A 24,226-nucleotide genomic window follows, 5' to 3' on the forward strand; every position below is an offset into this window, starting at 1 on the left:
CCAGAAAAAAGCAAAAAATATCGGGGTTAATATCGGCACGGCCCCATTAATATTGAGGCCGGAATGCAGAAAAGCGGGTCTGGATAGCTGCGCAGGCCGGACGGCTGCGCGGAAAATACTCTACCGTGTAAACCTGCGCTGAGATAGCGCAGGATGCGGATTTGATTACGTTTGCACGTTATTTGAACGTTTAAACGTTTCGCTTAATCACACTGTACTTTAATTGCCAGACCGCCGCGGGAGGTTTCACGATACTTGGCATTCATGTCTTTGCCGGTTTCATACATCGTCTCGATAACCTTATCCAGAGAGACGCGCGGCTCACTGGTGCGGCGCAGGGCCATACGCGCGGCGTTAATCGCTTTGACAGAGGCGATAGCATTACGCTCAATGCAGGGCACCTGCACCTGTCCGGCGACCGGGTCACAGGTCAGACCCAGGTTATGCTCCATGCCGATCTCAGCCGCCACGCAGACCTGCTCCGGGCTGCCGCCCAGCAGCTCTGCCAGCCCGGCCGCCGCCATGGAGCAGGCAACGCCGACTTCACCCTGGCAGCCCACTTCAGCGCCCGAGATGGAGGCGTTCATCTTATAGAGAACGCCAATCGCCCCCGAGGCGAGGAAGTAACGCAGGAAGATATCGGGCGTTACGGGTTCGATAAAGTGATCATAGTAGGCGAGCACCGCAGGCACGATACCGCAGGCACCGTTCGTCGGGGCGGTCACCACCCGGCCGCCCGCCGCGTTCTCTTCATTGACGGCCAGCGCAAACATATTGATCCAGTCGATCACAATCATCGGGTCGCTGGAGTGTTTCGTTGAGGAGGTGAGCAGGCGACGCAGCGACGCGGCGCGGCGTGGCACACGCAGGGGACCGGGCAGGACGCCCTCGGTATTCAGACCGCGATCGATACAGGCCTGCATCGTCTGCCAGATCGTGGCGAAGTAGGCATGGATCTCGTCGCGGCTGTGCAGCGCCAGCTCATTTTTCATCACCAGACCGGAGAGTGACAGGCCGGTTTCACGGCAGTGCGCCAGCAGATCTTTGGCAGAGTGGAACGGCCACGGAACCGAGACCTCATCCAGCGCCGACTGGCCGAAATGCTCTTCATCAACAATGAAACCGCCACCCACGGAATAGTAGGTTTTTGACAGGATCAGCAGGTCGCCGGCAAAAGCCAGCAGGCGCAGGCCATTTTCATGCAGCGAGAGATTCTCACTGCGAAACACCATGCCGCCTTCGCGCGGGAAGTCGACTTCGTGTGCCCCTTTCGCCACCAGCAGTCGCTCACGCTGCTCAACGTCTTTGATAAAGGCGGGGATCGCATCAATATCGACGGTATCCGGCGATTCGCCCGCCAGACCCATAATGATGGCGATGTCGGTGTGGTGACCCTTGCCGGTCAGCGACAGGGAACCGTAGACATCTACAGCGATTCGGGTGACCTCCTGCAGCTTTCCCTGTTCGCACAGCAAGTCCACAAACTGTTTACCCGCTTTCATCGGGCCGACAGTATGCGAACTCGAGGGGCCGATGCCCACTTTGAACATGTCGAAAACACTAATCACAGGTGACACTCCTCACAATTATTCTCACTCTGCCGGGGCAGTTTATGGCGCTAATAGTAATGGTCATGCACCGGAAAAGAGCAGCTTTTCGCATGAAATAAACTTATCAAAACCGATAGAAAATATTATAGCGGGGCCCGGCAGGGAGTTGACGGGCTTCCGGGAGGATCGGGCGGAAAAAGGGGTCAGAAAGCGATCTGCGTGCTCAGTGCGCGGATTATTCCGGCGGTCATCCCCCACACCAGATAATCCTGATAACGTGACAGCCAGACCGGGTGCCGGACACCGGCACGCTGAACCTCCAGCGAACTGTAGCGGCTGAGCCGTAACGCCTCAGCCAGCGGCATCTCAAAGGCGCTGTGCACCTCATCCGGGTTGAGGGTTAAACGCAGACTGGCCGGAATGATCCCCAGCACCGGCGTCACCTGAAAGCCGGTACTGCTGGTCACCGCAGGCAGCGAACCGAGTATCTCGACCTGCTGCGGTTCGATGCCCACTTCTTCATGGGCCTCGCGGAGTGCTGTGGCGATCAGCGAGGCGTCGTCGTCATCCTGCATTCCGCCGGGAAAGGCGACCTGTCCGGCATGTTTGCGCAGGGCGTGCGAGCGCTGTGTCAGCAACAGGCCCGGCTCAGGCCGCGCCACGATGGGCACGAGGACTGCCGCGTGCCGGCCAGAGAGGCGCTGCGTCGTGCGCGCCGGCTGCTGCAACAGAAAGCGGCAGCGAAAAGTCTCAAGCGTCAGAGCCAACTGAACCTCCCGATTGTTCCAGTGCCGGTAAGATCCGGCTCACTTTATCCAGCGTCTCCTGATATTCCGCGTGCGGATCGCTGTCTGCCACCAGACCGCCACCGGCTGCACAGTAGAGCTGCTGGCCCTCGGCAATCAGGGTGCGAATGGTGATGCTGCTATCCATCCGCCCGCAGAGGCTGAGATAGCCAATGCTGCCGCACCAGGCATTGCGCCGCTGGGGCTCCAGCTCATCGATGATCTCCATGGCCCGGATCTTGGGCGCGCCGGTAATCGAGCCTCCCGGAAAACAGGCCCGCAGCAGGTCGGTGGCCTGCAGAGAGGCGGGCAGCCGCGCACGAACCGTACTCACCAGATGATGCACGGCGGGGAAGGGTTCCACCTCAAACAGTGCCGGCACGGTAACGGAGCCGGGCTGCGCCACGCGGCCAATGTCATTACGCAGTAAGTCGACGATCATCAGGTTCTCGGCCCGATCTTTCTCCGCATGGCGCAGCGCCTCCGCCTGCTGCGCATCCGCTATCGGGTCTGCGCAGCGTGGCCGGGTTCCCTTGATCGGTCGGGTTTCGATGTGCCGGTTATTCAGCGACAGGAAACGCTCCGGCGACAGGCTGAGGATGGCACTCTCCGGCAGGCGAAGAAAAGCGCTGAACGGCGCACGGTTAGCGTCATTCAGCTGACAGAACGCCTGCCACTCATCTCCCTGATAAGCCGCCTGAAAACGCTGTGCCAGATTAACCTGGTAGCAGTCACCGGCCTGGATATAGTCCTGAACCGCCGCGAAGCGGGCGGCATAGTCGGCGTAGCTCAGATTAGAACGCCAGCCGCTTTTCAGTGAAAAGGGCAGCGCCTCACGCGCGGGCCACTGTGTCAGCCAGGCGAGCCGCGCCTGCGCCGCCTCCAGCGCCACCAGGGTCAGGGTCTGCTGATGGTGATCGGCAATCAGCGCCCAGTCATAGATCCCTACGGCCATATCGGGCGTGATGAGGTCGGCCTCGGCCCTGGCGGGCAGCGTTTCAAACCGGCGGCCCAGGTCGTAGCCAAACAGACCCAGCGCGCCGCCCTGAAACGGCAGCGTCTCACTGGCGGCAGGCGTCACGCCCAGCGCATCGCACTGCTGCTGCACCAGCAGCAGAGGGTCGGCGGCCGATTCACGGGTGCCGCTGCGATCGCTGATCGAGGTGATCGCCCCGCGGGTCACCAGGGTGGCGCGGGGATTAGCCGTCAGAATATCAAAGCGGTTATCGCTGTGGCTGGCCTGGGCGGAGGAGAGCAGCATCGCCCAGGGCAGATGGGCAATGGGGGCAAAACGCCGGGTCAGCGCATCCGGGGTATAATCAAGCGTGAGGGTTTCAACAATCATCGGGCAGAAAAATCAGCAAGCAAAGAGGCGGTCAGACTGACATATTTTTTCCTGACTGGCACCTGTTAGTTCCGCGTGGGATACTGTCTGACCCAATACAGGAGTAAAACATGTTTACAGGATTACCGGCGCTCTCTCATGAGCAGCAGCAGCAGGCCGTCGAGCGTATTCAGGAATTGATGGCAGGGGGTTTATCGAGTGGTCAGGCCATCGCCCAGGTGGCGCAGGAGATCCGGCAGACTCACTCGGGCGAGCAGATCCGGGCGCTCTTCGACAACGAAGATGACGAAAACGAAGAAGAATAACGCCCGCTCTGCTTAACGTGCAGCGATAATTTTTATCTCAATTTTGTACTTTGGATTTAACAGCCCGGCCTGAACCGTACAGCGCACCGGTGCATTACCGGGAGAGACCCAGGCGTCCCAGGCGCGGTTCATGGCAGGGAAATCAGCCTTATCCACCAGAAACAGCGTGGCATCAAGAATTTTGCTCTTGTCACTGCCGAGACGCGTCAGCATCGCATCAATCACCGCCAGCGCATTGGCCGTCTGCGCTTCGGCGTCGGCGTCCAGGTTTTCCGGCACGCTGGTGTAGTAGATCGTGTCATTGTGAATCACGGCTTCGGACATGCGATGTTCTACCGGCTCAACTCTGATTATTTCTTTAGACATATCATTACCTTAATCATCTTGAGTTCCATTCCTCAAAGTGGAGTGGGACATATTTGGGACATTCTTCATAAAAATATCATCAATCAGCTTCGCATGCTGGGACAAATGACCTGACGAGAAGTGTGCGTATCTGCGTACCATGTCAATGGTCTGCCATCCGCCCATCTCCTGCAAAACAGAGATAGGCACGCCGGACATGATCAGCCAGGAAGCCCAGGTATGCCGCAGGTCATGAAACCTGAAGTCCTCAATGCCTGCTCTGCGTAATGCCGCTTTCCATCCTTTATTTGCATTGCTGCTAACTGGACGTGTGACCTTTAATGTTTCTCCGCTACTATCCTTCTTAGTCTCCACGTAAACAAAAACGTACTCCTGATGCCTGCCAATGTTCTTTCTCAGAACTGCGCAGGCCGTATCATTGAGGGCAACGCCAATTGCCCTTCCTGATTTGCTTTCATCCGCATAAATCCACGCCATACGTTTTTGCAGGTCAATCTGCTCCCATTTGAGATTTGTTATGTTCGACCTGCGCAACCCTGTCGAAAGAGCAAACTCAACCGTGGACTTCAGTGGCTCAGAACACTCACTGATTAGTCTTTGAGCCTCTTCTGGTTTCAGCCATCTTATGCGCCTCTCCTTAGCTACCGGAACTTTTACCAGCGGTGCCTTTTCCAGTACCCGCCATTCTCGCTCGGCTGCTCGCAGAAGGGATCTGAGGAAAGACAGTCGCTTGATCTTTGTGCCAAGGGTTGCCAGTTTAGGCTCATAAACTGGCGGCTCCTTCCCCTTCCTGATGCAGGCTGCGACCTGCTTCTTCCACCTGTTCAGGTGATTACGATTTTCAACCTTTGCTACAGCTGAATAAATCTCCCGCTCCGTGATGTCTCTGAGCTGCCTTCCTTTCAGGAAGGGGAGCCAGAACGAAATCTGATCTTTATCATCCCAGAGAGATTTCTTTTCTGCTTTTTCATGTACCCAACGGACGCATGCCTCCTCAAATGTCATTGAGACAGGTTCGCCCATTTTCAAATGCCTCCAGGAGTCAGCTTTCAGCTTGTCATGGAGTTCTTGCGCCTGCTGTTTGTCGGACGTGCCAAGAGATTGCTTAATTCTTTTTCCGCCCGCCGTTGTGAAACTGGCGTACCAAATTTCACCTCTGCGGAAGATCGACATGATTTTTTCTCCTCATGTTTATCTGCCGCGCTCACAGCGACAGTGTGCATTGGATTGTTGAGAGCGGCAATACAGGCCTGACGGGTGAGGAGGTAGGGAGACCTCGGTTTGGACGGGTCTTTGCGCGTTGCCAACAGCCTGCCGGTGCGAATCCACTGCTGACAGGTGGGGCGGGAAATGCCGAGGAACGCGCATGCCTCATCCATAGACAGAGCATAGGTTTCCATATCTACTCCTTATACGGCCAGCACAGAGCTAGCAGGATGCAAATTAAAAAAGGCGAGCCATGTGAGGAACTCGCCGGGGGAGATGTCGTGGATGGTGTTCATGACGGCGGCATAATTGAGTTCATACTTGCAGCCAGATCTGATCGGTACTTTGATAGGTCTATATCGAATTCTTTAAAGGGAAGGCTTTTCCTGCACCTCTGCAGCGTGTACCCACAGCGGGCCATGTACCAGAGAAAGGTATCGACGACATAGATATGACCGTCACGTGCATTACCATTCTCGTTCGCATTCTGTATTGTGTTGTGCATGGCCTTGAACAGATCTTTCTGGTCATGGAAGTCGCGGAACTCAGGCGGCATGTAATTGCCGCTTTTTAGCCAGGCATAAAGTGCATCATCAGACATAACAACTCCTCACGCAAAGCGCGATCGTAAAAATGGAAGGTTTTGGTAATTAGCTGTTTAAAAACATATAGTTGGGTGGTTGCAAGTGTTCTTACATATGTTCACTTTGATCACCCTTAATTAACTATATTTATCAAGCGCATAGGTGTGAAAAGCACCAAAAAACAGACTGATTTGATCTGACCTGTTAGAGCGCAATAATGAATAGGGTGGGTGGGGGTTACTTCAGGGTGATGTGGGGGATTTTGCCGGCGGCGATGGCGTCGAAAATAGCAAATGCATGAACTTTGCCCACAGGAGAATCCCAGTCAGTTAAGTCGTCCAGATGATCGCAAAGTGCTTTTGCAAATTCTTCACGCTTTCTCTCTGCTTCAGTGCGCATGGGGCGGAACTCGCATGATTGAGTTTGCCAACAAATTTCTTCCTTGGACTTAAGGACGACGTGGTGCTCTGATATGAATAAGATTTTGCATGGCATCCAATCCAGCGCACGCTTAACTTCACACTCGCACCCAACCAGCGGCAAACCTTCTCCATTCCATTCAATGCTCATGCTACTCTCCTTTGCTGCTTAGCCCGCTCAATGCGCTCGTAATCTTCCCGGCACTCGCTGCAGCAGAAGAAACCCTTCTTGGTCTTCTCTCCGCAATCGCCGTTATGGCAAAGGCCAGGTAAGTCAAAAACAATGCAGGTCAAAAAAATGGCCCCCGAATGGGAGCCAAAGAAACACAGTGTCTCAGGTCTTTATGTAAATCCCTGCAAGGGATATAAGCACTATCGGCGGCATTCTTTCCCGCATGAGTGCTGATGGCATTTTATTTTTCAACGCTCATCAGAAACTCTGCCAGTTATCGTCACCCGCCGTCACAGCGGCCGGAGCAGAACGCAATACAGTCTTCGTACGTACCTGACGGACTGCGTCAGTGCGAGTAGTACCTGACGTTTTTGATGCCGGAACCAGGGTAAAAGCTCTGACAAGCTGGTTAAGTGAGGTTGCCTGTTCCATCAGCGAACATGATGCAGCCGACGCCTCTTCAACCAGTGCTGCGTTCTGCTGCGTGACATCATCCATCTGGTTGACGGCCAGATGAACCTGCTCTATCCCCTGAGACTGTTCTCTGGCGGCAACGGATATCTCATCTACCAGGTCAGTGACCTGCCGCACGGCATCATTCATGCGTGAGATATTATTACCCACGCCCTCAGCCTGGGTCGCTCCGGCCTCCACATAGTTTATGGATGATTCGATGAGCTCTTTGATTTCGCGGGCCGAAGATGATGACCGCTGCGCAAGATTGCGGACTTCACCCGCCACGACCGCAAAGCCCCGGCCCTGCTCTCCGGCTCGCGCGGCCTCTACAGCAGCGTTCAGCGCCAGAATATTGGTCTGGAAAGCAATTCCTTCAATGAGTGCAATAATATCCGTAATCTTTGCAGAGCTGCCCCTGATGTCTCCCATTGTACCCAGCAGCGTGCGCACCCGGCCGGCGCTGTCTTCTGATATATCCCGGGCGTTCTTCGCCAGCTGACTGGCGAGAACCGTGTTTTCTGCTGTCTGACGAACCGTTTCACTGAGTTCAGACATGCTCGCTGCCGTCTGCTCCAGGGAGGCCGCCTGTTCCTCAGTCCGCGAGGAAAGGTCTTCATTACCGGCCGATATCTGCGCCGAGGCAGAGCTAACGGACTGTGCAGATGCCTCCACTTTCAACAGCGAGGCAGAGACGTTTTCAATCAGGTGGTTGAACGCTTTAGCTGTCAGTCCGATTTCATCACGCCGCGACTCGTCAGCCCTGAGGGACAGGTCAAGACGCTCGCTAGCAGTTTCCATGGTCTTGCGCATACCGTTAAGCTGGCGCCGGATGGCGAAAACAGTTTTCAGCGTAAAGAAAGCCAGTACTGAAATGGCCAGCGCTGAGCCTCCCAGCAGACCCCAGAGTGTGACCTGATAAATCCGGTCGTTTTGCTCCCGCAGGCTCTTACCAATGTCCACATTCAGTTGCAGCTGCTTCCTGTAGCCTGCAATCAGCTGGCGTACCGCTTCTCCAATACCATCATTGCTCTGAAGCGCGCCCAGCGAAACAGCATCATTTTGCGCACGTGAGCCGGCAAGAAACGCCGGAAGTGAGGATTCAATCTGTTTGATAGTTGAAAAAGCCGCCTCGGTCAGTTGCCGATCCTGCTCGTTTGATATGTCGTTATTCAGGTAGTACTGATTCAGTGATTTGATATTACCAATAGTTTCATCAATCTTTTTCTCGATTTCGGCCTGTTTGCGTGACTCTGTGGCGCTCTGATGCCGGTAGAGCCAGATAATGAGGGAGTTACTGCCGTCTGTCAGCTTTCCCAGGTCCATAATGGAGGGAACGGTGTTTTCCTGCACATACTGAAAGCGGGACTGAAACCCACCGGCAACTACGACGGCCACAATTACCATCGCGACCAACGCAGTAGAGAGAAGTGAAAAGGTGAGCAACAATCGCTGTGTTATTGTCATGTCATATTCCTGCCATTGTAAGTTACTGATGCTGTGTAAAATATGGGAAAAAGAAAACCTGCAGCATATATATCGGCAAAAAAGCAGGGAAAGTTATTTCAGACATGTAAATTAGTGCGATGAGTTATAGAAATGTCTGCTGATAGCACAAGGAGGAAACTAAACCCCATTCTTCCCATACTGCATCAAGTGAATGAGACTGATGATAAGTAAGCATTCAGGTTTGAATGCCGCTTTCAGGCTCAATGTCGCGGCGAAAATAGTTAGATATCAGGCAATAAAAAAAACCGCCCGTAGGCGGCTTAAAGGTTTTAATCAGATCAGTCATCGTAACCGGCAACCTGACGCAGCGTCCGCTTAGGCGAATCGCCCGGACGGCGGGGATCGTTATTTTGATTGCTGGTTCGGATGGATGCCACCACCCACAAAGTCATGCGTAGCGTTTCTGCTTTTTCAATCGAAAGAGGGCTAAGCTCACCATTGTCGATCATGTTGCTGATATCTTTCAGCATGTCCTCCGCGTAACTGAGGTAATCGTCTTCTTCGATGACTTTCTGATGGAAAACCTCACTCAAGTCCGAAAGATTTTCTTTGAGTGAATCTACCTCGGAATTCAGGCGTGTATTTTCCTCATACAGCTCTTCATACGCTGCCTGGCTTTGTCCCGCCTGATCAGCCATTTCCTTAAGCTGGTTTACGCTATCGATAGCTTGTTGTGCTAATTGTGTTGTGTCAGCCATAGTTGATTCCTTTTATGTGAAATTACCAAATTGATTTCTACTGGCCTACATCAATTAAAATCATTTACCGTCAGTAGGTTATGTTCTTGCCTTACATAGTCACATTACTCTTTAGCAAAGAAATTTGAAAGCTAAGTACTGTTTATATGTACAGTATTTTTGTGTCATAAATTTGGCTTAGTGCCATCGTTGGCTTTGCTTCGCTCTACCAGAAAACGTATCCGGCTACGACTGGCGCGCTGTCGTACAGATTCATATGAGCGGTTGAGCTGTCGGGCTATAAGTTTTGGTGGGATGGTTGCTGCCAACTCTTTAAGAAGACCTATCTCATCGGGTGACCAGCGGCGGCCTAAGGTTAACTGATTCCCGCGCCGCCGGTATTCAGGTGATTGCATATCTTCTCCTGTGATTAGCTAAGCGCCTCTTCAATCTCCGCTTTACGAAGCAGATAAACATCGGTGGCCTTTTCAAGAATTTCATCCTCGCTCGCCAGCATGCGCGCCGCGTACTTATAGCAGCGGTTAAGGCCTGCAGCGTTTTCAGCTTCTGCGGCCGCAGTGGTAAAATCGGCCAGCAGTTCATCCGGCGTGCGCGCTGCTGCACTGGTATTCGTCGCTGGGTTGATTTCGCGCTCAGGCTGCTGTGTTTCAGGCTTGCTGTTAATCAGGTTATTCAGGTCAGCACGGCTACGTGCCGGTGTCACGTCACGTTCTGAGCGCTGCGCCGGCTCAAACTCGTCCGGCGTGTAAACGCCGAGAATCACGTCAGGGCAGTACAGGCGCGCCCAGTACTTAACGGCCAGGTATGCCAGCTGCTGTTTTGGTGCCGTCTTCCAGAGAGGGGAGTTGCGCGTGGTGACGTATTCCATATAAAGCGGCTCACCCCAGGTGATTTCCGATTCACCTTTCAGCACTGCACCGACGCGCACAGACAGCCCGCGCTCGTTAGAGACGTTGGCCGCACCCGGTTTAAACTTCTCCCAGTCGCCGCCGTACTCGTATTTGAAACGACCCTTAACGGCCGTAGAGCTGGTAATGACCGCGTTGACCAGCTGAGCTTCATAACCCAGTGTGCCGTTTACCAGATGCGTTTTCTGTGCCACAGCGTACGGGTTCATGCCCCACTGTGCGGCCTGCAGTGCGATCGCCAGACAGTCAGCAGGCTTGCCAGACAGGTGAGCGGGAACCGTTGCTTTACCCTGCGCCATGACTTCCGCAAAAGCCTGCAGCTTCTGCAATCCGCTGGGGCTGAAGATGGCTGCCTTGGTATCAGCCTCGTTGACCGGCGCTGTGATGATTTCGTTACTCATGCGTAATCCTTTTTCTTGGCCCAGTCCGGGCGTGTAATTTCTTCGATGCCGCCCCAGTTACCGGACAGCATGCATTCGTGATAGGTATCAAGGTTTCGGCGAAAAAGGTCGTAGCCCACGGCAACATCGTCTTCCTGCAACTGAAAGGTACGCACCGGATAGCGGCCGCAGTCGATCGACTCACTGACAGCGATGAAAACGAATAGCGGATACTCGCCGAAGTGCTTACTGAAGCCCTCGCGGTAATAGGCGTCCTGAACGTGGTAGCGGAACTCTTCAACGTGGCGGGCGAAGCGGGAGATATCAGCGACCTTCTTCACGTCGACGATAACGGGCTGGCCCGACAGGAATTTGTCCGGGCGTATCCTGCAAAGCTCGCCGGTCTGCTCGTCGTTCCAGTAGATTGATGCCTCCTGATGGCCTTCAGCTTCAAGTAACCATCGGGCCGCAGGGTGGGCGAGGGCGCTGGCGCGCATCAGCTTCAGCTTTCGTCCCTGTTCAGCATCCATTACTGTCATGCCGCTGCTTGCACAATCCTTCAGGAACTGCTTTTCATCCTCCTTGCCGGCTGTCGTACGGCGGTTGAACTCAGGAGCAACGATAAACCGCTTGTCGAACTCTTCAGGCTCCAGCAGCAGGCAATGCAGCGCCGTTCCCATGTCGAGCGCCGACTTTTTCTCTCCGTCTTCAGGCGCATCCTTGCGCCACTGGAATATGGCCGGGTTAATCGCTATATCATCCAGCTGCGATTTACTGATTCCCGGGCCGTCGTGATAGTCCTCGTTGCTGATGTCGTAGTAGATGCCAGGCTGCATTACGCCGCCTCCTGATTTCCGTGTTTGTTGCGGTAGATTTCGATCGCCACTTCACGCCGCGCAACCCGAACCATCGCCTCACGCAAAAACGCCTCGGCGGCCTCATGCTGCTCGTCGTCTTCATCGAACATCTCGATAGCCGGGTAGCCGTAATGTCGCGTCAGGAAGGCGCACAGCGCTGGCATCAGCGGGTTTGTCTTGTGCTGACCCATCCGCGCATCGACTTCAGCAGCAATAAGATCCAGCTCGCTTTCTGGCAGGCTGTCAGCAATATCCTGCACCTCATTCCGGGCCGTTCTGTTCAGTCTCATTGCATTGCTCTCCGCAGTAACCGCATTGCCATCGCCCACTTGGCGCCATCACCAAACAGGTGAGCCTCTCTCGAAAGCTCCTGAGCCTTCGTGAAGTAACGTGATTTCATGATTAAGGTCTCCCTGGGTGGTTTAGGGTGTCGATAAGGTTGCGCCAGCCAGTGCGGAGGCGGCGGGTAATGGTGTCGAGCAGTGATTCGTTTAACTGAGCAGCGCCCACGATGGCGCCGCCCGCGATGGCATAGTTCATCGTGGGTTCCTTGATTCGATAGGGTTGGTGTAAAAAGAAGGGGCCATTGCGGCCCCATAAGGTGTGTTACGTTCTGGTTATCTATCCTGCTGAAATCTCAGCGTTGGTGCGTAGCACCTCAAAGCCGTCTAGGCAGACAGCTTTACGGTGTCACTCGACTATTTCGAATTTCATTGCGGAAACTTTCTTGGCCTGCCTGTCTAGAGACTTCAGCTTTGCGATTCGCATTTCTTCAGCACGCGATCGCGCATCTTCTTCAGTAAAATGAAAATCCTTTCCGTGAGCATACTGTCTGAATCCTCCACCCTTTGGGGTGTAAACCACCATGTCATCCGAAATCCTGCCTTCAGCCTTAATTATCCCAGTCGTAAGCGCATACTTCGTGATGTAAACAATCGGCATCCTCTCTCTCCTGTAGTGGTTACTGGCCAAATGCCTTGCTAATTGCTGCTTTCGCTTTGTCATATGGGCACGTGCATGTGGATCCGTTATGCCCGCATGATTTGTCGCCGCCACTTTGTTCTGACATTAAAAGCTGAAGCGCCTCAAGAAGCTCAGGTGCTGCGGCTATCAGATGCGCATTAGCTGCGCCTTCCTTACGTCGCTCATCAGAAGACGTCATTAAAAATCCAATCTGCAGACCAGCTTTATCCTGCTGGCAAATGTGAACATCTTTACTGGCCCACGGCCCCGGCGTGCCCTTAAATTCACTCATACATTCCCTCCCGCTATAATCCCCAGCACCATCAGCACGCCAATGGCTATCCAGCCGATGCAATAATCACTGTCGCTTAACATGGTGCCTCCAGATGTGAAAAAGGCCGCCTAATCGACCTGTTTGTGTCGGAGCCAGATACAAACAGCGCCGTCTTCTGAGTCATGGATTGAGCCAACAAACCAGCCCTCACCCTTTAATCCCGATGGCTCCCAGGGTGAGATGTCAGCGCCGTCATCGTCCGGATCGATATCATCCTCATCACGATACTCAACGCCCCACTCAAGACCTTTTTCAGTCATCCACTTATCCATCTCATCACTTGAAATGGATTCTCTACCGTCGCAGAAAGCGTCGTACTCTGGATGTGTCCAGTAACCATACTCGTCGCGCTGAACTTCCATTGCTTGCATAAATCACCTCGCCGTTACGATGTCTTTTGAGTTGCGATAGCCCGCTGCAAAAATAGCTATCTCCGGTAAGCACTGTGATGTGCTCTCATGCCTGTCACGCAGAGAAGGGGAGGAGCAAGCTTTCTCGATGCGGCTGATGTGCTTAACCTCAACCGCCACAACCTCCGGCTCGATGCCGAAAACTGTGTCAATGATTGATTCGATGCGTTCACGATCCATTGCCACCGCACGGCGACGAGCATGGCGGCGTGATTTGGCGTTCTCTTTAACCGATGTACCGTAAGTAATAACTGTCATGGTTGCCTCCTGAGATGGTTTTGGTACTGCCGACTGGTAAGCCGATAGACAATCCAAAGTCATCTCGTTTGGTTAGTTGGCGCTTTGTCAGCGCTGCAATGTTGTTAAAGAGCATCACCGTCCTGGTGAGTAGTGCGTCCTGCTGATGGGATTTAATTTAGCGTTATGCTAAATGAATGGCAATATCAAAATGCTAAATAATTTGAGTGTGAGATTTAGCTAAATGATTTAGAAAGGGATTTATTTTTGCGAAGTGGGATCTGCAGGCACAAAAAAGCCCGCGTTACACGGGCTTGAATTCGTTCAATTGGGGCAAGTCCATCTGTCAGCAGCTGCTGACGACAGTGAGGATACGTGCTCTGTGATGATTAAGGAAATAACCATTCAACAATTTGCATTTCACGACATTTCAGGCACAAAAAAGCCCGCGAAATGGCGGGCTAGTTCAGATATGTGTCAGTTATAAGCCAACTGAATGCCTTGGAGCGTTGTGTTACTGAGGATGCCATCGGCGTAGAACTTGAAGTAGGTTCTGATAAATGAACCAAAGTACCAACTATTTTTTTGAAGGAACTCTTCCGTTAATTCTTGATTTGATGGATAAACATAAAGCAATCGCATGTTGATTTTTAATATAAAATCTGCGCCCTCAGCATCTTCCCTGTAACCAGTGATGGATGGTGCGACTTTGACATGGAGGGTGGATTTGGATTCGTCGTTTACTAAAGAGTTACCTCCCTCAAATTCGATCTCACCATACTCTATCTTGATCTGCCCTTGCCCTGACTGGAGCACATGGTGTTCAAAAGAAATTCCGGTAGCAGCAGCTTCAATCAGCTTTAGTTCCTCAAGCAACATTTTGCACATAATCCATATGTTTAGTAGCAATAACTATCTTGATGGTTTCTTTGCGTGGTGCTTCTACATTGCTGGATTTGGTTTCGTAGCACTGCCTTTCCGGCACAATAGCATGTGATACATCTCTACCATTTCTGGTGATTGTAAGCCTAACCTCTGCACCAAGAGCGAATGTGATATCCGATAATGTTTTGAGTGTAAGATTCCTGGTTCCGTCGAGAACTTGTGTGATGAAAGATTTTGACCTTCCCATTTTTTTTGCAATATCTGCACGGCTCATACCACTATCCTGCATGGCAAGAAGCAGATCTTCTGTAGTATTGAAAATCAGTCTTTCTCTAGCAAGTAAAGCCTCACTGACGTGGGGGAATGCGAAGTCTTCATCAAAATTTTCAACAGTCATGTTGTCCTCTCTCGATTCGATCCCAATTGTTGCATACTTTAGTGACATCTGAATCGTGTAAATCGTCAAAATCTTTGTAAATGTAATGACTTATAAAGTACGTCATAAACATCCTTTCAGATTCCCAGTAGTAGCCCCTGATAGGAATCCGTTTGATAGCCCAAAAGTTTTTTGCAGGCTTTCCTTTGTATGAAGGAAGTACTCCCTCCTTCCTAACGCTGAGATCTGCGCTCCTTTTTCCGGAGGAGAGCCGCTCGATTTGGACTTGCAGTGAAGCCATCATCGAAGCTTGCTTCTTAGCAGGCGTCACACTCTTGATGGCAATCTTTAAAGTCTTAAGAGCTCCTACACAGTGAACTACGGTATGGCACTCGCCTTTGTATACGCTCTGAACCATATCAACGTTCCATAGTTAATATATATGTTAACCTTTCCATTCTAACAAGGGAATGAAGATGTTCTTAAATATGTTTTCAAATGGTATCGGTAATAGTACAGAAATCTTTATGAAAAAATTCACACTAATTTCATTTTAGTCTCTATCGCCACACCCAGTACCTTACAGTTACCGTTAACCGGCACCATAGGCCACTGAGGGTTGAGCCCTTTCAGGTACTTTTGGCTGCCGTCGATGATGAGCTTCTTAAAGGTTGCTTCGTTGTCATCGGTCAGCTTTGCCACGACCAGGCTACCGTTGATCGCTTCACGCCCAGTGTCGAACAGCACGAACGTTCCTGCCGGAATGCTAAGGCCGATCGGCGCAGTCATTGAATCGCCTTCCACCTGCAACCAGAAAGCCTCTCCTTGCGTATGTGCATCAGATTCAAGCCACATATCGACATCCTTAATCGTATAGGGTTCACAGGCTTCATCCCATGCGCCAGCCTGAACCTTGCTTAAAACGGGGTAGCGTGCAGTCGGCTTGTAGTCCCGAGGGTTTGAAACGTTGGCGTCAACCTGTGGCTGATCTTCGTGGATGGAGTCAAGCCAGGCATTGGGCAGCTTCAAAGCCACTTCAATTTTCCTCGCCATCTTATCCCCGATGTTCCTAACACTATTCTCCCCAAGCAGCTGACTAAATTGGGACGCACTGATGCCCAAAAGCTCTGCGAATCCAGCCTTTGTATTGCCATCGCTCTCAAGATGCCTCTTAAGGAGGTTATTGAGATTGGTTTTTCTGACGCTTTTATTTTCCATGGCCTGATTCTCACACTATTTAGCAATGCGATAAATATGCATTTTGCTAAATACTGCTTGTTAGTTATTTAGCATAACGCTAAACTTAGCTTTGAAGTTAAACAGGAGGCACCAATGGGTAATGAACTGCTCCGCTGGCGCAAGGAATCTTCAGCTGAAGACTGGATCAGCCTTGCTGTACTAGCGAAAACATCTGTTGGCTACCTCGACCAAATTGCATATGGATTCCGCCGAGCATCACCAGGTAAAGCCCAGGCAATCGAGGAAGCCACAAAGAAATTCACCGATTACACGCCGGTGAAGAAGGAAAGCTTAGTTTTTGCACCACAGCGTGCTACGGCAGCTTAAGAATCACCGCTCTTTACACAATCTAGCCCGCCGCCAACGCGGGGAACTTTTAAACCCAAGTGATTTGCTCACCGCAATGTCACGCAATCATTTACCTACATGGAAATTATCAATCATGGAACACGCAAGAAATAGCAAGTTGATCAACGAAGTAGAAACAGAATTACGCAGCCGCCTGACTCACAAAGGGCAACGCGTTCTGGCTGATGAGGCCGGATGGCATGAATCGAAGGTTAGCCGGTTAAACCTGCGCGATATGGCGACGGTTTTCGTGCTGCTGGAGAAGGTGTGGGAAACAAGTCTGATTGCAGAAGTAGCTAGGCAAGCGGTTGCAGCTGCGATGGGAAAAGAAAAGGCCCCGAGCGCTGGAACGCTAGAGGCCTGATGCGAAATGACTGGATCAATTCACAGGAGTAATTATGGCAGATTTGAATGACATTCTCAAATTAACATCCCATGAATCAATGCCTATTCCTGAGGGGTTTACCCCTTGCGGATGGGTTTACGTATTAGCTAATGAAAGCATGCCGGGTGTTTATAAAGTCGGCATGACAAACACTTCTCCGGAAAAGCGCGCGAAAGAGTTATCCGGATCTACTGGCGTACCAACTCCATTCATCGTTATCAGTAGGTTTAGAACAAATAATCCTTGGGAGCATGAAAAACAGATTCACCAGCTCCTGTCTCGCTACCGGGTTAATCAAGGCCGAGAGTTTTTTAAAGCGAGTATTGAAGTGATTGACGAGGTTTGTGATCAGGTCATCCCTAACGGCGGCGCGATAGATGTTGACCAAATATCCAGCTACTACAACCTCGTTTCTCTCGACACTTTTAAAACACCTGACCCATACGAAGCACTTGAGTCTCTAGGTGTTAGTGCTTACGGCGGCAGAGAAGAAGTAGTTGATATTGTCCTCTGCCTTGGTTGCCTTGTGATTAAGAAAATGACAGAGAATGGCGGCGCTCTGGTTGTTCATAACAACGGTATCCGTCTCGTTGGTGCTGACGAGGAGGTGCCTGAATGAGCAACCTGAAACGTGTTGATTTCATCAATAAACAACTCATACCAGATAAGCCAGGAGGTCATGTGGCCGACCTTGAAAACGGCTTTCTGCGACTGGCTAATCAGATTCAGGATGCACTTTGCAAGGTTGAGCTGTCAGGCCGCGAATTTCGAGTTCTGAACTCAATTATCCGCCTGACATATGGATGGTCGAAAAAAGAGGACAGGATAACGAATAGCCTCATTGCCGACACAACCGACCTGAGCGTTAAGCACTCATCGGAAGCAGTGAACAACCTTGCAGAGCGGCAGATTCTGACGATGAGACGCATAGGGCAGACACGCTATATTGGCATCAATACAGACTTGGAAAAATGGGCTTACAAGAAGCCAGTGGCTGCGGTAACCATCCCCGAAAAAAGGGATACCAAAACCATCCCTGAAAACAGGGATAACCATCCCCGGAATCAGGGAGAGGCATCCCCGAAATCAGGGAACACCAAAGACATTCTTCCAAAGACAGATAAAAAAAAACTACCCCCTAAATCCCCCAAGGGGGAATCATCGAAGTTTGACCCCCTATCGGTACCTGTTCCTGAATGGCTTAACCAACAGGCTTGGCATGAATGGGTGAAGTACCGACAGGAGGCCAAAAAGCCAATTAAGACTGAGATGACCGTCACTAAGGCTTTTGGCGTCCTGAAAGACTGTCTTGATAACGGACACGATCCGGTTGACGTCATCAACGCCAGCATAGCGAACGGCTACCAAGGCCTGTTCAAACCGAAGTTTCCTATTCGCAAGCAGCTTCCAGTTCAGCAACCCGCTCAGCACTGGAACAGCCGCGAAGCCTGGGAGAATGAATTCCTATGAGAAATCTCGTATCAGCAATTCAGAACCGTGATGCAGGCGCACTGGCTCGCATTGCAGGAGATGGTCCGCGCCCGGTTGAGCGTGGAGTGCATGAAGATGTTGAGCGCCTTGTCGATGCTCTCTTTTCGAACCTGAAGCAGGTGTTTCCGGCATCGGTAAGCACGGCATGGCGCAATCCAAACGACGAAGCAGCAGCGAAACGCCAGTGGATTGCCGCTTTCGCGGAGAACGGCATTCACAACAAGCAGCAGCTGTCAGCAGGCATGAAGCTGGCCCGCGCCAGTGGTTCGCCGTTCCTGCCATCGCCCGGCCAGTTTATCGAGTGGTGCAAGCAGGGCGAACATCGCGCCGCGGGTTTGCCAGCCGACGAAGAACTGTATGACATGTTCCGCCTGTACTGCCGGGATCGTGGCATGTACGACAGCAGCGAGGAGTTTCCGTGGGAAAGCCCGGCCTGTTTCCACATGGTGACAGCGGTCTACAACCAGATGCGCTCATTCAACCTGACGGATGCGGAATGCCGCAAACGCCTGGGCGATGAGCTGCGCAAGATGTCCCGCCGCATTGAGTCTGGTGAGGTCATCCCGCCACCGCGCAAACAGATTCCTCAACTCCACATCCCAACCGGTAACGAAAAGGCACTGGATCATCTTGCCGACATTCGCCGCCGCTTTGGCCTGAAAGGTGGCCGCCATGACTGAGATGAACCGCATCCGCTTTGAGCGCCTGTATCGCAGCGTACACGGTGACAAGCACAACCTGACCCGATCACACCTTGGCTATCAGGATGCCGTTGTGGACCGGGCGTTTTTCTTCTGGCTTGAGGGTAGGGAGAGCGCAGCATGACACAGGTAACTCAACTGGTAATCACACAACCGCTGATTCGTCAGGCCCGCAATCTGCAGCTGGCAATCATCGACCTGGCGAAGAAGCGCGACCTGAAGCCGGAACAGTTCCGGGCCCACCTGAATGCTATCGACATGCTGGCGCGTGAAGCGCATGACCTGATTGTCGATGCTGAGTTCGAGCAGCAGTTGGATCATAAAATCGGAACGCAGCATGAGTAATTATCAGGAAAGTGTAATATGCACTCATGCCTCCGCTTTAATAATTCAACTTACAAAGAGCAGGGATCTTTTCAAGCAATCGCCACAAGCAATTTCAATCTGAGGTTTTAGTAATCAATAACAGAAAGGATGATAGGGTGAAGTTATCTTTTATTAAACCTTGTTTTATCATATTAAAGATCTCTTCACGTGAGTAGAATTTACAGCCCACGATGCCTTCATTTATTTGAAGGGATAGGTGGCTTATATCATCTATTTCACAAAGGATTGCTTGGATGTTATCTGAGATTAACCCTGAGTCGGTCAATAGCTGTCCAAGTAAACAACTGTTAGAAGATTCTAAATTCAGTTCCTCTTTCAGTTCTCTTTCGCCGCCAGTTAAGTGAGTTTCACCAAACTCAAGAAATCCGCGGGGAAACTCATATAAAATCTCACCACTTCTAGAGTGTTGAATAATTGCAAGTTTATTTTTGAAGGAGGGGATTATTACAACACCACCATTTTTTTGATGTAGCTTAAGGTACCTCAGTTTATCAACTGAAACTGATAGCATATTGTTTTCGAAAATAATTTTATTCAAAATTGACAATCCATGTGGGTTTTATTGATGAGTTGCGTATCACTTTTCTCGTGTTATAGAGGTAAAAAATTACGTAAATCACATAACATAAAATCTTAGCTGTGGCGGTTATTGTCTGATCGTTCAGTTTTAATGATAAGAGGATTTCTTTAACAAGGATGGTTACCGGAAAGCCAGATATAAGGATCATGCAAAATATAACTCTATTCTCAACACCCTTTAGCATTGTACGAAAACTCATATCTTTATCTTTATTGTTTTTTTCAATGAACAAATCTTTTATTTTCTGATTTATTGTAGAGAGATCAAAATCTTCCCTTGAAAGGATTTTATTGAGAACTAACGCAGAGTAAGTGTATTGCATATGCCACGAGCGTAAACCAGAAAGAGTTCTAATAGTCATGCCGCCGATCATGCAAATAACTAAATTCAGAAAAATAGCTGAATGTTGGCTTGAAATCATTTTAGTGAAAGATGCGTATGATCCAATGTAAAAAGACAAGATAACAAGATAGAAGGCAATAGTTTGATCTCTTTTAGAAGACTGCTCTTTTATGTGTTCATGACATCTTTCATAAACGGACATCAGAAAATCTTTTGTGACTAACATTGGAGCTCCTAAATTGAACTTTCAAAATATTTCTTATGATATTTTTTGCACTCAAGTGCGATGGTTGAAAGGTTTTTATAACCTTAAATTACATAATTACCAATCATATCAGTAATCCTATGGAGATACCAAAAGAGGGCATCAGGCTTCACAGATCAAATTTCAACTCCATCGGGCAGCAGCTTCAACCCCTGCTCGAATCTGGCGACTGTTACCGGCTAATCCTCAAGCCGTGGAAAGAAAAACGCAGTCTCAATCAGAACTCCCTCTCCCACATGTGGTACGGCGAAATCAGCGAATACCTGATTAAGTCCGGGCGCACTGACGCCACGCCAGAGTGGGTAAAGCGGAACCTCAAGAAAACCTATCTGGGCTGTGAGCAGGTCGAATACACCGACTTTGTTACCGGCGAGAAGGTCAGCACATGGGAACCCCGGCACACATCCAATCTTGATACAGGTGAGATGCATTTCTTCCTGAATCAGGTTGAACGGTGGTGCGCGCAGTTTGGTCTGGCGCTAACTATCCCCGCTGACTCCGAGTACCAGAAACTGAAGGACAAACAAGATGAGTAAATTAACCACTGCAATTCTGGATGTGCTGTCTGATGGCGAATGGCACACCTCAAAAGAAATCACCGACCGCGCCTGCGTGATGGCCTCAGCTAAGCGGAAAAACGTGGCTGTAGCTCTTCACGACATGACGGACAGCAACAAGATAAAACGCCAGCGGTTTGGCAACACCGACCACGATTACCAGTACCGCATGGGAACGGTAAACATGGGCTTTGGCCGCAGCTACAACATGGCGATGCTGGACAGCCTGCTGGCAACAGTAAGAGGTGCTCATGCGACGCACTAAATCCCTGTGGGAACGAATGGAAAACCACGCCATCTATCACACCAAATCACGCCGCAGAAAACCCACCAAAACCCCCTCAGCAAATCAGGTAAGTACCTTCGATTATGTCGGCGGGATGCTGCAGGCTAAATGGGACAGGCTCCGGAGGGCGCGATGAATTACAACGAAATGACAGACTTCGAAATTAACAAAGCTGTTGCGGCAGCATGCCTGGGTGAATGGTATGACAACGGAACGTGCGTGATTAAATGCGATGACGACGACCGCAGCATTTTTCAACCCTCCAACTCATGGGCAGATGCCGGGCCAATCATCGAGAAAAACAGAATAAGTATAGAGTTCGACGGCGATGATGCTGCGCAATGGTGCCACACCATAAGCTGTGAGGGATTGTATGGAATTGAGTATCAATCCAACCCTCTACGCGCTGCGATGATTACTTTTTTGCTTATGCAGGAGGCGGCCAATGAGTGAACGCTGCTGCCGCTGCCACACCATCCTTACCTCAGAAGACAAGTATCACTACGGGGCTAACTGCGAAAACTGCGAGGTAGATCGCCGCTATGAAGACCACGAACGGGACCAGCCAATCAAGTCAGCCTACTGGCGCTGGCGAGCCATATGCTTCTGTGTGCGCTGGCTGTGGAACTCAGTTGCAGGATACCGAAGTCTACGCCTGTGGTTGCTGTCTCGACCTATGGCTACTGGCCGATCCGAACTTCGACATGACAGGAGAAAGTGATGGCTAAAGGCATCAAGCCGCCGAAGCCGAAGAAGTGCAAATGCTGTCCTGAAAAGTATATCCCCCGAAATAGCCTCCAGACCGTCTGCTCCCCTAAATGTGCCATTCAACTCGCTAACCAGATATCCGAGCGCAAGAAAAAGCGCCTGGAGAAAGAGCAGCGCGCTGCATGGAACAAACGCAAAGCCGACGTGAAACCGTTAAGCCACTGGACGAACATGACCCAGCGGGCATTCAACGACTACATCCGGGCGCGGGACGGAAATATCTGCATCAGCTGTGGCAGCACGACAGCAGTCAGCTATCACGCAGGGCATTACAGGACAACCGCAGCGGCTTCGCAGTTACGTTTCAACGAGGACAATGTTCACAGCCAGTGCAGTGCGTGCAATACGCATCAGTCAGGCAACATCAGTCCATACCGCATCAACCTCATCACCAAAATCGGCCTTCAGCGCGTTCTGGCGCTCGAATCAAACAACGAACCTCACCGATACACCAGAGAAGAGCTGGACGGCATCCGTGCGCGTTACAGGGCTGCTCTGCGTGAACTGAATAAGCAAAGAGAGGCAGCATGAAAAATGTCGTCAGCTTGTCTGGCGGGCGCACTTCTGCATACCTGGCTCACCTCATGAAAGAGCAAGATCCGGAAACGGAATTTATCTTCATGGACACTGGTGCAGAGCACCCCAAGACATACGAGTTTATCCGCAGCATCGTCAAGCACTGGAAAATCAGACTCACCTGCCTTCGGGTAATTCCAAACCCGGAAATGAACAAGCCCAGCACCTACGAAATCCTCACCATTGATCAAATCGGCCCAGACCTTGAACCTTGGAAGCGAATGCTCAGAAAGTACGGACACCCATACGTAGGCGGCGCGTTCTGCACTGACCGGATGAAGACAGTGCCTTTCATCAAATACTGCGATGAGACATTCGGACGGGGAAATTACACAACATGGCTGGGAATGAGAATTGACGAGCCAAAACGCATAGCTCCCAAGCCCGGCATCCGATATCTAGCGGAGATTAGCGATTTCGAAAAGCAGGACGTAATTAAATGGTGGCAGGGACAGCCCTTCGATCTCGAAATACAGGAGCACCTAGGAAACTGCGTTTTCTGCATCAAAAAGAGCATCCAAAAAGTAGCGCTGGCTGCCAAGGACGAGCCAGAACTTGCGGCGAGCTTCATCCACACCCTCCAAGTCTTCGACTTAAAGCCCGACAAGGTTATGTACCGCAGCAATAACTCACTGGAGCAGGTGATCGCATTGTTCTCCGATACCAGCAGGGACGAACTCGCCTCAAGAATGACATCTATGCGTCAGTACGACACTGGCTCTTGCTCCGAAAGCTGTGAAGCATTCGGCGGCCAGATGGGATTTGATTTTTCAATGGAGGCAGCATGACCCAATACCTCAGAGAGAAGTGGCTCAGGCTACGCATCCTCAAGATGCGCGGCATGTATGAGATCAACTACCGGATAATCCGCAACACGGCGAAAATGATGGGGGTTAAGCATGCGCATTGAGCGTGACTATCAGCAAATCGTCAGGCTTTCAGGTGTACGTAGCGCGGCCGACATGCGCCGGTTATTCGGCAACGGCTGGAAGACCATCAACAAATCACAGCAGGCTTGGGTACGTCATCTGCTGGGTGTGTGGGGCGATCACCTGGGCGGCGAAGATTACGACCGTGCAGAGGTGAACGTGATTGGCCGGCTGATGATGCGATGCGAATGGAGCGAGCAGAAGGGCAGGCAGATAGAGAAAATCGTGTCACAGCTGCATTGTGAGGGGCTGCGCGGTGAAGAGCTATTCCGCAAGGCGCGTGACCTGCTTATCCCTCAGTCATCAACGGCAAACATCATCGCTCTCGCCAAAGAATCCGATGATGCCGCCTTTGTTGAATCAGTCATGGTCAAGACGTTCGGTAAGGATAACCCGCTTCGAAACGTAGCCAGATTACGCTACTGCAAACGCAAGAGCGTGCAAAACATCGGCTCATCGCTGATTTATTACTGCGCCATCTCACCCAAGGAAGCCCGAAACAGAATGGAATGGGCGATGGATATCCTTGAGGGAGAAATGTTTTACGCAATTAAGCGAGAAATGGAGAAGGAGATTTCTAAAGTAGCCACATAAATATACGAAATAGCACGAAATGGCAAAGACAAGGGG

Annotated in this window: 39 protein-coding genes; 16 read left to right on the forward strand and 23 right to left on the reverse strand. The window is 51.1% G+C overall.

Going from position 1 to position 24,226, the window contains the following annotated elements; translation table 11 throughout:
* Window positions 1–203: 203 nt before the first annotated feature.
* The 3 genes from OXR04_RS02870 to pabB form a co-directional block, all read right to left on the reverse strand.
* Complete coding sequence (locus tag OXR04_RS02870) at window positions 204–1,568, reverse strand: L-serine ammonia-lyase (RefSeq protein WP_046101949.1); 1,365 nt, start codon at window positions 1,566–1,568, stop codon at window positions 204–206.
* Window positions 1,569–1,753: 185 nt separating this feature from the next.
* Window positions 1,754–2,317, reverse strand: coding sequence for a CoA pyrophosphatase (locus tag OXR04_RS02875; RefSeq protein WP_267369199.1), 564 nt, complete (start codon window positions 2,315–2,317; stop codon window positions 1,754–1,756).
* A complete protein-coding gene (gene pabB / locus OXR04_RS02880) occupies window positions 2,301–3,680 on the reverse strand; it encodes an aminodeoxychorismate synthase component 1 (protein ID WP_267369200.1) in 1,380 nt (459 codons plus the stop codon). Before pabB ends, OXR04_RS02875 begins: the two co-directional genes overlap by 17 nt.
* Window positions 3,681–3,790: 110 nt before the next feature.
* On the opposite strand from pabB, the gene OXR04_RS02885 reads away from it, so the two are divergent.
* Window positions 3,791–3,985, forward strand: coding sequence for a YoaH family protein (locus OXR04_RS02885; protein WP_267369201.1), 195 nt, complete (start codon window positions 3,791–3,793; stop codon window positions 3,983–3,985).
* Between the two features lie 12 nt (window positions 3,986–3,997).
* Here the strand turns inward: OXR04_RS02885 and OXR04_RS02890 are convergent, their stop codons facing one another.
* From OXR04_RS02890 to OXR04_RS02975, 18 genes are all read right to left on the reverse strand, one after another.
* A complete protein-coding gene (locus OXR04_RS02890; RefSeq protein ID WP_267369202.1) occupies window positions 3,998–4,351 on the reverse strand; it encodes a RidA family protein in 354 nt (117 codons plus the stop codon).
* A gap of 9 nt (window positions 4,352–4,360) precedes the next feature.
* A complete protein-coding gene (locus OXR04_RS02895; protein ID WP_267369547.1) occupies window positions 4,361–5,518 on the reverse strand; it encodes a site-specific integrase in 1,158 nt (385 codons plus the stop codon).
* Window positions 5,401–5,751 (reverse strand): helix-turn-helix domain-containing protein, encoded by a 351-nt coding sequence (locus tag OXR04_RS21560; protein ID WP_267369203.1) that lies wholly within the window; start codon window positions 5,749–5,751, stop codon window positions 5,401–5,403. The genes OXR04_RS02895 and OXR04_RS21560 overlap by 118 nt, the downstream gene beginning before the upstream one ends.
* Window positions 5,752–5,849: 98 nt before the next feature.
* A complete protein-coding gene (locus tag OXR04_RS02905) occupies window positions 5,850–6,158 on the reverse strand; it encodes a hypothetical protein (protein ID WP_267369204.1) in 309 nt (102 codons plus the stop codon).
* 220 nt (window positions 6,159–6,378) lie between these two features.
* Window positions 6,379–6,711 (reverse strand): hypothetical protein, encoded by a 333-nt coding sequence (locus OXR04_RS02910; RefSeq protein ID WP_267369205.1) that lies wholly within the window; start codon window positions 6,709–6,711, stop codon window positions 6,379–6,381.
* 279 nt (window positions 6,712–6,990) lie between these two features.
* Window positions 6,991–8,652 (reverse strand): methyl-accepting chemotaxis protein, encoded by a 1,662-nt coding sequence (locus OXR04_RS02915; protein WP_267369206.1) that lies wholly within the window; start codon window positions 8,650–8,652, stop codon window positions 6,991–6,993.
* A 320-nt stretch (window positions 8,653–8,972) separates the two neighbouring features.
* Window positions 8,973–9,392, reverse strand: coding sequence for a hypothetical protein (locus tag OXR04_RS02920; protein WP_129062951.1), 420 nt, complete (start codon window positions 9,390–9,392; stop codon window positions 8,973–8,975).
* Window positions 9,393–9,801: 409 nt separating this feature from the next.
* Window positions 9,802–10,701 (reverse strand): RecT family recombinase, encoded by a 900-nt coding sequence (locus tag OXR04_RS02925; protein ID WP_267369207.1) that lies wholly within the window; start codon window positions 10,699–10,701, stop codon window positions 9,802–9,804.
* Window positions 10,698–11,516 carry a PD-(D/E)XK nuclease-like domain-containing protein gene (locus OXR04_RS02930; protein ID WP_267369208.1) on the reverse strand — a complete coding sequence of 273 codons (819 nt, stop codon included), beginning with the start codon at window positions 11,514–11,516 and terminating at the stop codon, window positions 10,698–10,700. The genes OXR04_RS02925 and OXR04_RS02930 overlap by 4 nt, the downstream gene beginning before the upstream one ends.
* On the reverse strand, window positions 11,516–11,827 hold the full coding sequence (locus tag OXR04_RS02935) for a hypothetical protein (RefSeq protein WP_267369209.1): 312 nt from the start codon (window positions 11,825–11,827) through the stop codon (window positions 11,516–11,518). Before OXR04_RS02935 ends, OXR04_RS02930 begins: the two co-directional genes overlap by 1 nt.
* 112 nt (window positions 11,828–11,939) lie before the next feature.
* Window positions 11,940–12,077, reverse strand: a complete 138-nt coding sequence (locus OXR04_RS02940; protein WP_267369210.1) for a protease FtsH-inhibitory lysogeny factor CIII — start codon at window positions 12,075–12,077, stop codon at window positions 11,940–11,942.
* A 150-nt stretch (window positions 12,078–12,227) separates the two neighbouring features.
* Entirely contained in the window at window positions 12,228–12,479 is a 252-nt protein-coding gene (locus OXR04_RS02945) for a hypothetical protein (protein WP_267369211.1), read from the reverse strand.
* Between the two features lie 19 nt (window positions 12,480–12,498).
* Entirely contained in the window at window positions 12,499–12,792 is a 294-nt protein-coding gene (locus tag OXR04_RS02950; RefSeq protein WP_267369212.1) for a hypothetical protein, read from the reverse strand.
* Window positions 12,793–12,902: 110 nt separating this feature from the next.
* Window positions 12,903–13,205 carry a hypothetical protein gene (locus tag OXR04_RS02955; RefSeq protein WP_267369213.1) on the reverse strand — a complete coding sequence of 101 codons (303 nt, stop codon included), beginning with the start codon at window positions 13,203–13,205 and terminating at the stop codon, window positions 12,903–12,905.
* 3 nt (window positions 13,206–13,208) lie between these two features.
* Entirely contained in the window at window positions 13,209–13,502 is a 294-nt protein-coding gene (locus OXR04_RS02960; RefSeq protein WP_267369214.1) for a regulator, read from the reverse strand.
* A 456-nt stretch (window positions 13,503–13,958) separates the two neighbouring features.
* Window positions 13,959–14,360 carry a hypothetical protein gene (locus OXR04_RS02965; protein WP_267369215.1) on the reverse strand — a complete coding sequence of 134 codons (402 nt, stop codon included), beginning with the start codon at window positions 14,358–14,360 and terminating at the stop codon, window positions 13,959–13,961.
* Window positions 14,350–14,763 (reverse strand): helix-turn-helix transcriptional regulator, encoded by a 414-nt coding sequence (locus OXR04_RS02970; protein ID WP_267369216.1) that lies wholly within the window; start codon window positions 14,761–14,763, stop codon window positions 14,350–14,352. The genes OXR04_RS02965 and OXR04_RS02970 overlap by 11 nt, the downstream gene beginning before the upstream one ends.
* A 516-nt stretch (window positions 14,764–15,279) precedes the next feature.
* Window positions 15,280–15,960, reverse strand: a complete 681-nt coding sequence (locus OXR04_RS02975) for an XRE family transcriptional regulator (RefSeq protein WP_267369217.1) — start codon at window positions 15,958–15,960, stop codon at window positions 15,280–15,282.
* Between the two features lie 114 nt (window positions 15,961–16,074).
* Between OXR04_RS02975 and OXR04_RS02980 the strand changes: the two genes are divergently transcribed.
* The 7 genes from OXR04_RS02980 to OXR04_RS03010 all read left to right on the forward strand — a co-directional run bounded on the left by OXR04_RS02980 (window position 16,075) and on the right by OXR04_RS03010 (window position 19,251).
* The gene (locus tag OXR04_RS02980) at window positions 16,075–16,308 is read left to right on the forward strand and encodes a transcriptional regulator (protein ID WP_110330457.1); all 234 of its coding nucleotides are present in this window, start codon (window positions 16,075–16,077) and stop codon (window positions 16,306–16,308) included.
* Between the two features lie 115 nt (window positions 16,309–16,423).
* Window positions 16,424–16,693: a CII family transcriptional regulator gene (locus tag OXR04_RS02985; RefSeq protein ID WP_267369218.1), complete on the forward strand. Its 270-nt coding sequence runs from the start codon at window positions 16,424–16,426 to the stop codon at window positions 16,691–16,693.
* Window positions 16,694–16,727: 34 nt separating this feature from the next.
* Window positions 16,728–17,333, forward strand: coding sequence for a GIY-YIG nuclease family protein (locus OXR04_RS02990; protein ID WP_267369219.1), 606 nt, complete (start codon window positions 16,728–16,730; stop codon window positions 17,331–17,333).
* The gene (locus OXR04_RS02995) at window positions 17,330–18,184 is read left to right on the forward strand and encodes a replication protein (protein ID WP_267369220.1); all 855 of its coding nucleotides are present in this window, start codon (window positions 17,330–17,332) and stop codon (window positions 18,182–18,184) included. Before OXR04_RS02990 ends, OXR04_RS02995 begins: the two co-directional genes overlap by 4 nt.
* Window positions 18,181–18,885: a replication protein P gene (locus OXR04_RS03000; RefSeq protein ID WP_267369221.1), complete on the forward strand. Its 705-nt coding sequence runs from the start codon at window positions 18,181–18,183 to the stop codon at window positions 18,883–18,885. Before OXR04_RS02995 ends, OXR04_RS03000 begins: the two co-directional genes overlap by 4 nt.
* Entirely contained in the window at window positions 18,878–19,030 is a 153-nt protein-coding gene (locus tag OXR04_RS03005; protein ID WP_158001807.1) for a hypothetical protein, read from the forward strand. Before OXR04_RS03000 ends, OXR04_RS03005 begins: the two co-directional genes overlap by 8 nt.
* Window positions 19,027–19,251, forward strand: coding sequence for a hypothetical protein (locus OXR04_RS03010; RefSeq protein ID WP_267369222.1), 225 nt, complete (start codon window positions 19,027–19,029; stop codon window positions 19,249–19,251). The genes OXR04_RS03005 and OXR04_RS03010 overlap by 4 nt, the downstream gene beginning before the upstream one ends.
* Window positions 19,252–19,345: 94 nt before the next feature.
* Here the strand turns inward: OXR04_RS03010 and OXR04_RS03015 are convergent, their stop codons facing one another.
* Together OXR04_RS03015 and OXR04_RS03020 are read right to left on the reverse strand one after the other, a co-directional pair.
* Window positions 19,346–19,831: an NUDIX domain-containing protein gene (locus OXR04_RS03015; protein WP_267369223.1), complete on the reverse strand. Its 486-nt coding sequence runs from the start codon at window positions 19,829–19,831 to the stop codon at window positions 19,346–19,348.
* A complete protein-coding gene (locus OXR04_RS03020) occupies window positions 19,824–20,441 on the reverse strand; it encodes a hypothetical protein (RefSeq protein WP_267369224.1) in 618 nt (205 codons plus the stop codon). Before OXR04_RS03020 ends, OXR04_RS03015 begins: the two co-directional genes overlap by 8 nt.
* Before the next feature lie 119 nt (window positions 20,442–20,560).
* Here OXR04_RS03020 and OXR04_RS03025 point away from each other — a divergent pair, with 119 nt between their 5' ends.
* The 8 genes from OXR04_RS03025 (at window position 20,561) to OXR04_RS03060 (ending at window position 24,190) form a co-directional block, all read left to right on the forward strand.
* Complete coding sequence (locus tag OXR04_RS03025; protein WP_267369225.1) at window positions 20,561–21,016, forward strand: YbcN family protein; 456 nt, start codon at window positions 20,561–20,563, stop codon at window positions 21,014–21,016.
* Complete coding sequence (locus OXR04_RS03030) at window positions 21,009–21,302, forward strand: hypothetical protein (RefSeq protein WP_267369226.1); 294 nt, start codon at window positions 21,009–21,011, stop codon at window positions 21,300–21,302. Before OXR04_RS03025 ends, OXR04_RS03030 begins: the two co-directional genes overlap by 8 nt.
* Window positions 21,303–21,455: 153 nt before the next feature.
* Entirely contained in the window at window positions 21,456–21,776 is a 321-nt protein-coding gene (locus OXR04_RS03035; protein ID WP_267369227.1) for a phage protein NinX family protein, read from the forward strand.
* An 89-nt stretch (window positions 21,777–21,865) separates the two neighbouring features.
* Entirely contained in the window at window positions 21,866–22,051 is a 186-nt protein-coding gene (locus OXR04_RS03040; protein WP_154927760.1) for a protein NinF, read from the forward strand.
* Window positions 22,044–22,622 carry a recombination protein NinG gene (locus OXR04_RS03045; RefSeq protein ID WP_267369228.1) on the forward strand — a complete coding sequence of 193 codons (579 nt, stop codon included), beginning with the start codon at window positions 22,044–22,046 and terminating at the stop codon, window positions 22,620–22,622. Before OXR04_RS03040 ends, OXR04_RS03045 begins: the two co-directional genes overlap by 8 nt.
* On the forward strand, window positions 22,619–23,455 hold the full coding sequence (locus OXR04_RS03050; protein ID WP_267369229.1) for a phosphoadenosine phosphosulfate reductase family protein: 837 nt from the start codon (window positions 22,619–22,621) through the stop codon (window positions 23,453–23,455). The genes OXR04_RS03045 and OXR04_RS03050 overlap by 4 nt, the downstream gene beginning before the upstream one ends.
* Complete coding sequence (locus OXR04_RS03055; RefSeq protein WP_154927763.1) at window positions 23,452–23,577, forward strand: YlcG family protein; 126 nt, start codon at window positions 23,452–23,454, stop codon at window positions 23,575–23,577. The genes OXR04_RS03050 and OXR04_RS03055 overlap by 4 nt, the downstream gene beginning before the upstream one ends.
* Complete coding sequence (locus OXR04_RS03060) at window positions 23,567–24,190, forward strand: hypothetical protein (RefSeq protein ID WP_267369230.1); 624 nt, start codon at window positions 23,567–23,569, stop codon at window positions 24,188–24,190. Before OXR04_RS03055 ends, OXR04_RS03060 begins: the two co-directional genes overlap by 11 nt.
* Window positions 24,191–24,226: the final 36 nt, after the last annotated feature.

It is taken from the genome of Pantoea sp. GM_Pan_3, assembly GCF_026541045.1.
Lineage (GTDB): Bacteria > Pseudomonadota > Gammaproteobacteria > Enterobacterales > Enterobacteriaceae > Pantoea > Pantoea anthophila.

Excerpts from the sequence above, each read along its gene's own strand:
- pabB (WP_267369200.1), bottom strand. The coding sequence starts at position 3,680 with ATGATTGTTGAAACCCTCACGCTTGATTATACCCCGGATGCGCTGACC.
- OXR04_RS02885 (WP_267369201.1), top strand. The coding sequence starts at position 3,791 with ATGTTTACAGGATTACCGGCGCTCTCTCATGAGCAGCAGCAGCAGGCC.
- OXR04_RS02890 (WP_267369202.1), bottom strand. The coding sequence starts at position 4,351 with ATGTCTAAAGAAATAATCAGAGTTGAGCCGGTAGAACATCGCATGTCC.
- OXR04_RS21560 (WP_267369203.1), bottom strand. The coding sequence starts at position 5,751 with ATGGAAACCTATGCTCTGTCTATGGATGAGGCATGCGCGTTCCTCGGC.
- OXR04_RS02905 (WP_267369204.1), bottom strand. The coding sequence starts at position 6,158 with ATGTCTGATGATGCACTTTATGCCTGGCTAAAAAGCGGCAATTACATG.
- OXR04_RS02910 (WP_267369205.1), bottom strand. The coding sequence starts at position 6,711 with ATGAGCATTGAATGGAATGGAGAAGGTTTGCCGCTGGTTGGGTGCGAG.
- OXR04_RS02915 (WP_267369206.1), bottom strand. The coding sequence starts at position 8,652 with ATGACAATAACACAGCGATTGTTGCTCACCTTTTCACTTCTCTCTACT.
- OXR04_RS02920 (WP_129062951.1), bottom strand. The coding sequence starts at position 9,392 with ATGGCTGACACAACACAATTAGCACAACAAGCTATCGATAGCGTAAAC.
- OXR04_RS02925 (WP_267369207.1), bottom strand. The coding sequence starts at position 10,701 with ATGAGTAACGAAATCATCACAGCGCCGGTCAACGAGGCTGATACCAAG.
- OXR04_RS02930 (WP_267369208.1), bottom strand. The coding sequence starts at position 11,516 with ATGCAGCCTGGCATCTACTACGACATCAGCAACGAGGACTATCACGAC.
- OXR04_RS02935 (WP_267369209.1), bottom strand. The coding sequence starts at position 11,827 with ATGAGACTGAACAGAACGGCCCGGAATGAGGTGCAGGATATTGCTGAC.
- OXR04_RS02940 (WP_267369210.1), bottom strand. The coding sequence starts at position 12,077 with ATGAACTATGCCATCGCGGGCGGCGCCATCGTGGGCGCTGCTCAGTTA.
- OXR04_RS02945 (WP_267369211.1), bottom strand. The coding sequence starts at position 12,479 with ATGCCGATTGTTTACATCACGAAGTATGCGCTTACGACTGGGATAATT.
- OXR04_RS02950 (WP_267369212.1), bottom strand. The coding sequence starts at position 12,792 with ATGAGTGAATTTAAGGGCACGCCGGGGCCGTGGGCCAGTAAAGATGTT.
- OXR04_RS02955 (WP_267369213.1), bottom strand. The coding sequence starts at position 13,205 with ATGCAAGCAATGGAAGTTCAGCGCGACGAGTATGGTTACTGGACACAT.
- OXR04_RS02960 (WP_267369214.1), bottom strand. The coding sequence starts at position 13,502 with ATGACAGTTATTACTTACGGTACATCGGTTAAAGAGAACGCCAAATCA.
- OXR04_RS02965 (WP_267369215.1), bottom strand. The coding sequence starts at position 14,360 with ATGTTGCTTGAGGAACTAAAGCTGATTGAAGCTGCTGCTACCGGAATT.
- OXR04_RS02970 (WP_267369216.1), bottom strand. The coding sequence starts at position 14,763 with ATGACTGTTGAAAATTTTGATGAAGACTTCGCATTCCCCCACGTCAGT.
- OXR04_RS02975 (WP_267369217.1), bottom strand. The coding sequence starts at position 15,960 with ATGGAAAATAAAAGCGTCAGAAAAACCAATCTCAATAACCTCCTTAAG.
- OXR04_RS02980 (WP_110330457.1), top strand. The coding sequence starts at position 16,075 with ATGGGTAATGAACTGCTCCGCTGGCGCAAGGAATCTTCAGCTGAAGAC.
- OXR04_RS02985 (WP_267369218.1), top strand. The coding sequence starts at position 16,424 with ATGGAACACGCAAGAAATAGCAAGTTGATCAACGAAGTAGAAACAGAA.
- OXR04_RS02990 (WP_267369219.1), top strand. The coding sequence starts at position 16,728 with ATGGCAGATTTGAATGACATTCTCAAATTAACATCCCATGAATCAATG.
- OXR04_RS02995 (WP_267369220.1), top strand. The coding sequence starts at position 17,330 with ATGAGCAACCTGAAACGTGTTGATTTCATCAATAAACAACTCATACCA.
- OXR04_RS03000 (WP_267369221.1), top strand. The coding sequence starts at position 18,181 with ATGAGAAATCTCGTATCAGCAATTCAGAACCGTGATGCAGGCGCACTG.
- OXR04_RS03005 (WP_158001807.1), top strand. The coding sequence starts at position 18,878 with ATGACTGAGATGAACCGCATCCGCTTTGAGCGCCTGTATCGCAGCGTA.
- OXR04_RS03010 (WP_267369222.1), top strand. The coding sequence starts at position 19,027 with ATGACACAGGTAACTCAACTGGTAATCACACAACCGCTGATTCGTCAG.
- OXR04_RS03020 (WP_267369224.1), bottom strand. The coding sequence starts at position 20,441 with ATGTTAGTCACAAAAGATTTTCTGATGTCCGTTTATGAAAGATGTCAT.
- OXR04_RS03025 (WP_267369225.1), top strand. The coding sequence starts at position 20,561 with ATGGAGATACCAAAAGAGGGCATCAGGCTTCACAGATCAAATTTCAAC.
- OXR04_RS03030 (WP_267369226.1), top strand. The coding sequence starts at position 21,009 with ATGAGTAAATTAACCACTGCAATTCTGGATGTGCTGTCTGATGGCGAA.
- OXR04_RS03035 (WP_267369227.1), top strand. The coding sequence starts at position 21,456 with ATGAATTACAACGAAATGACAGACTTCGAAATTAACAAAGCTGTTGCG.
- OXR04_RS03040 (WP_154927760.1), top strand. The coding sequence starts at position 21,866 with ATGAAGACCACGAACGGGACCAGCCAATCAAGTCAGCCTACTGGCGCT.
- OXR04_RS03045 (WP_267369228.1), top strand. The coding sequence starts at position 22,044 with ATGGCTAAAGGCATCAAGCCGCCGAAGCCGAAGAAGTGCAAATGCTGT.
- OXR04_RS03050 (WP_267369229.1), top strand. The coding sequence starts at position 22,619 with ATGAAAAATGTCGTCAGCTTGTCTGGCGGGCGCACTTCTGCATACCTG.
- OXR04_RS03055 (WP_154927763.1), top strand. The coding sequence starts at position 23,452 with ATGACCCAATACCTCAGAGAGAAGTGGCTCAGGCTACGCATCCTCAAG.
- OXR04_RS03060 (WP_267369230.1), top strand. The coding sequence starts at position 23,567 with ATGCGCATTGAGCGTGACTATCAGCAAATCGTCAGGCTTTCAGGTGTA.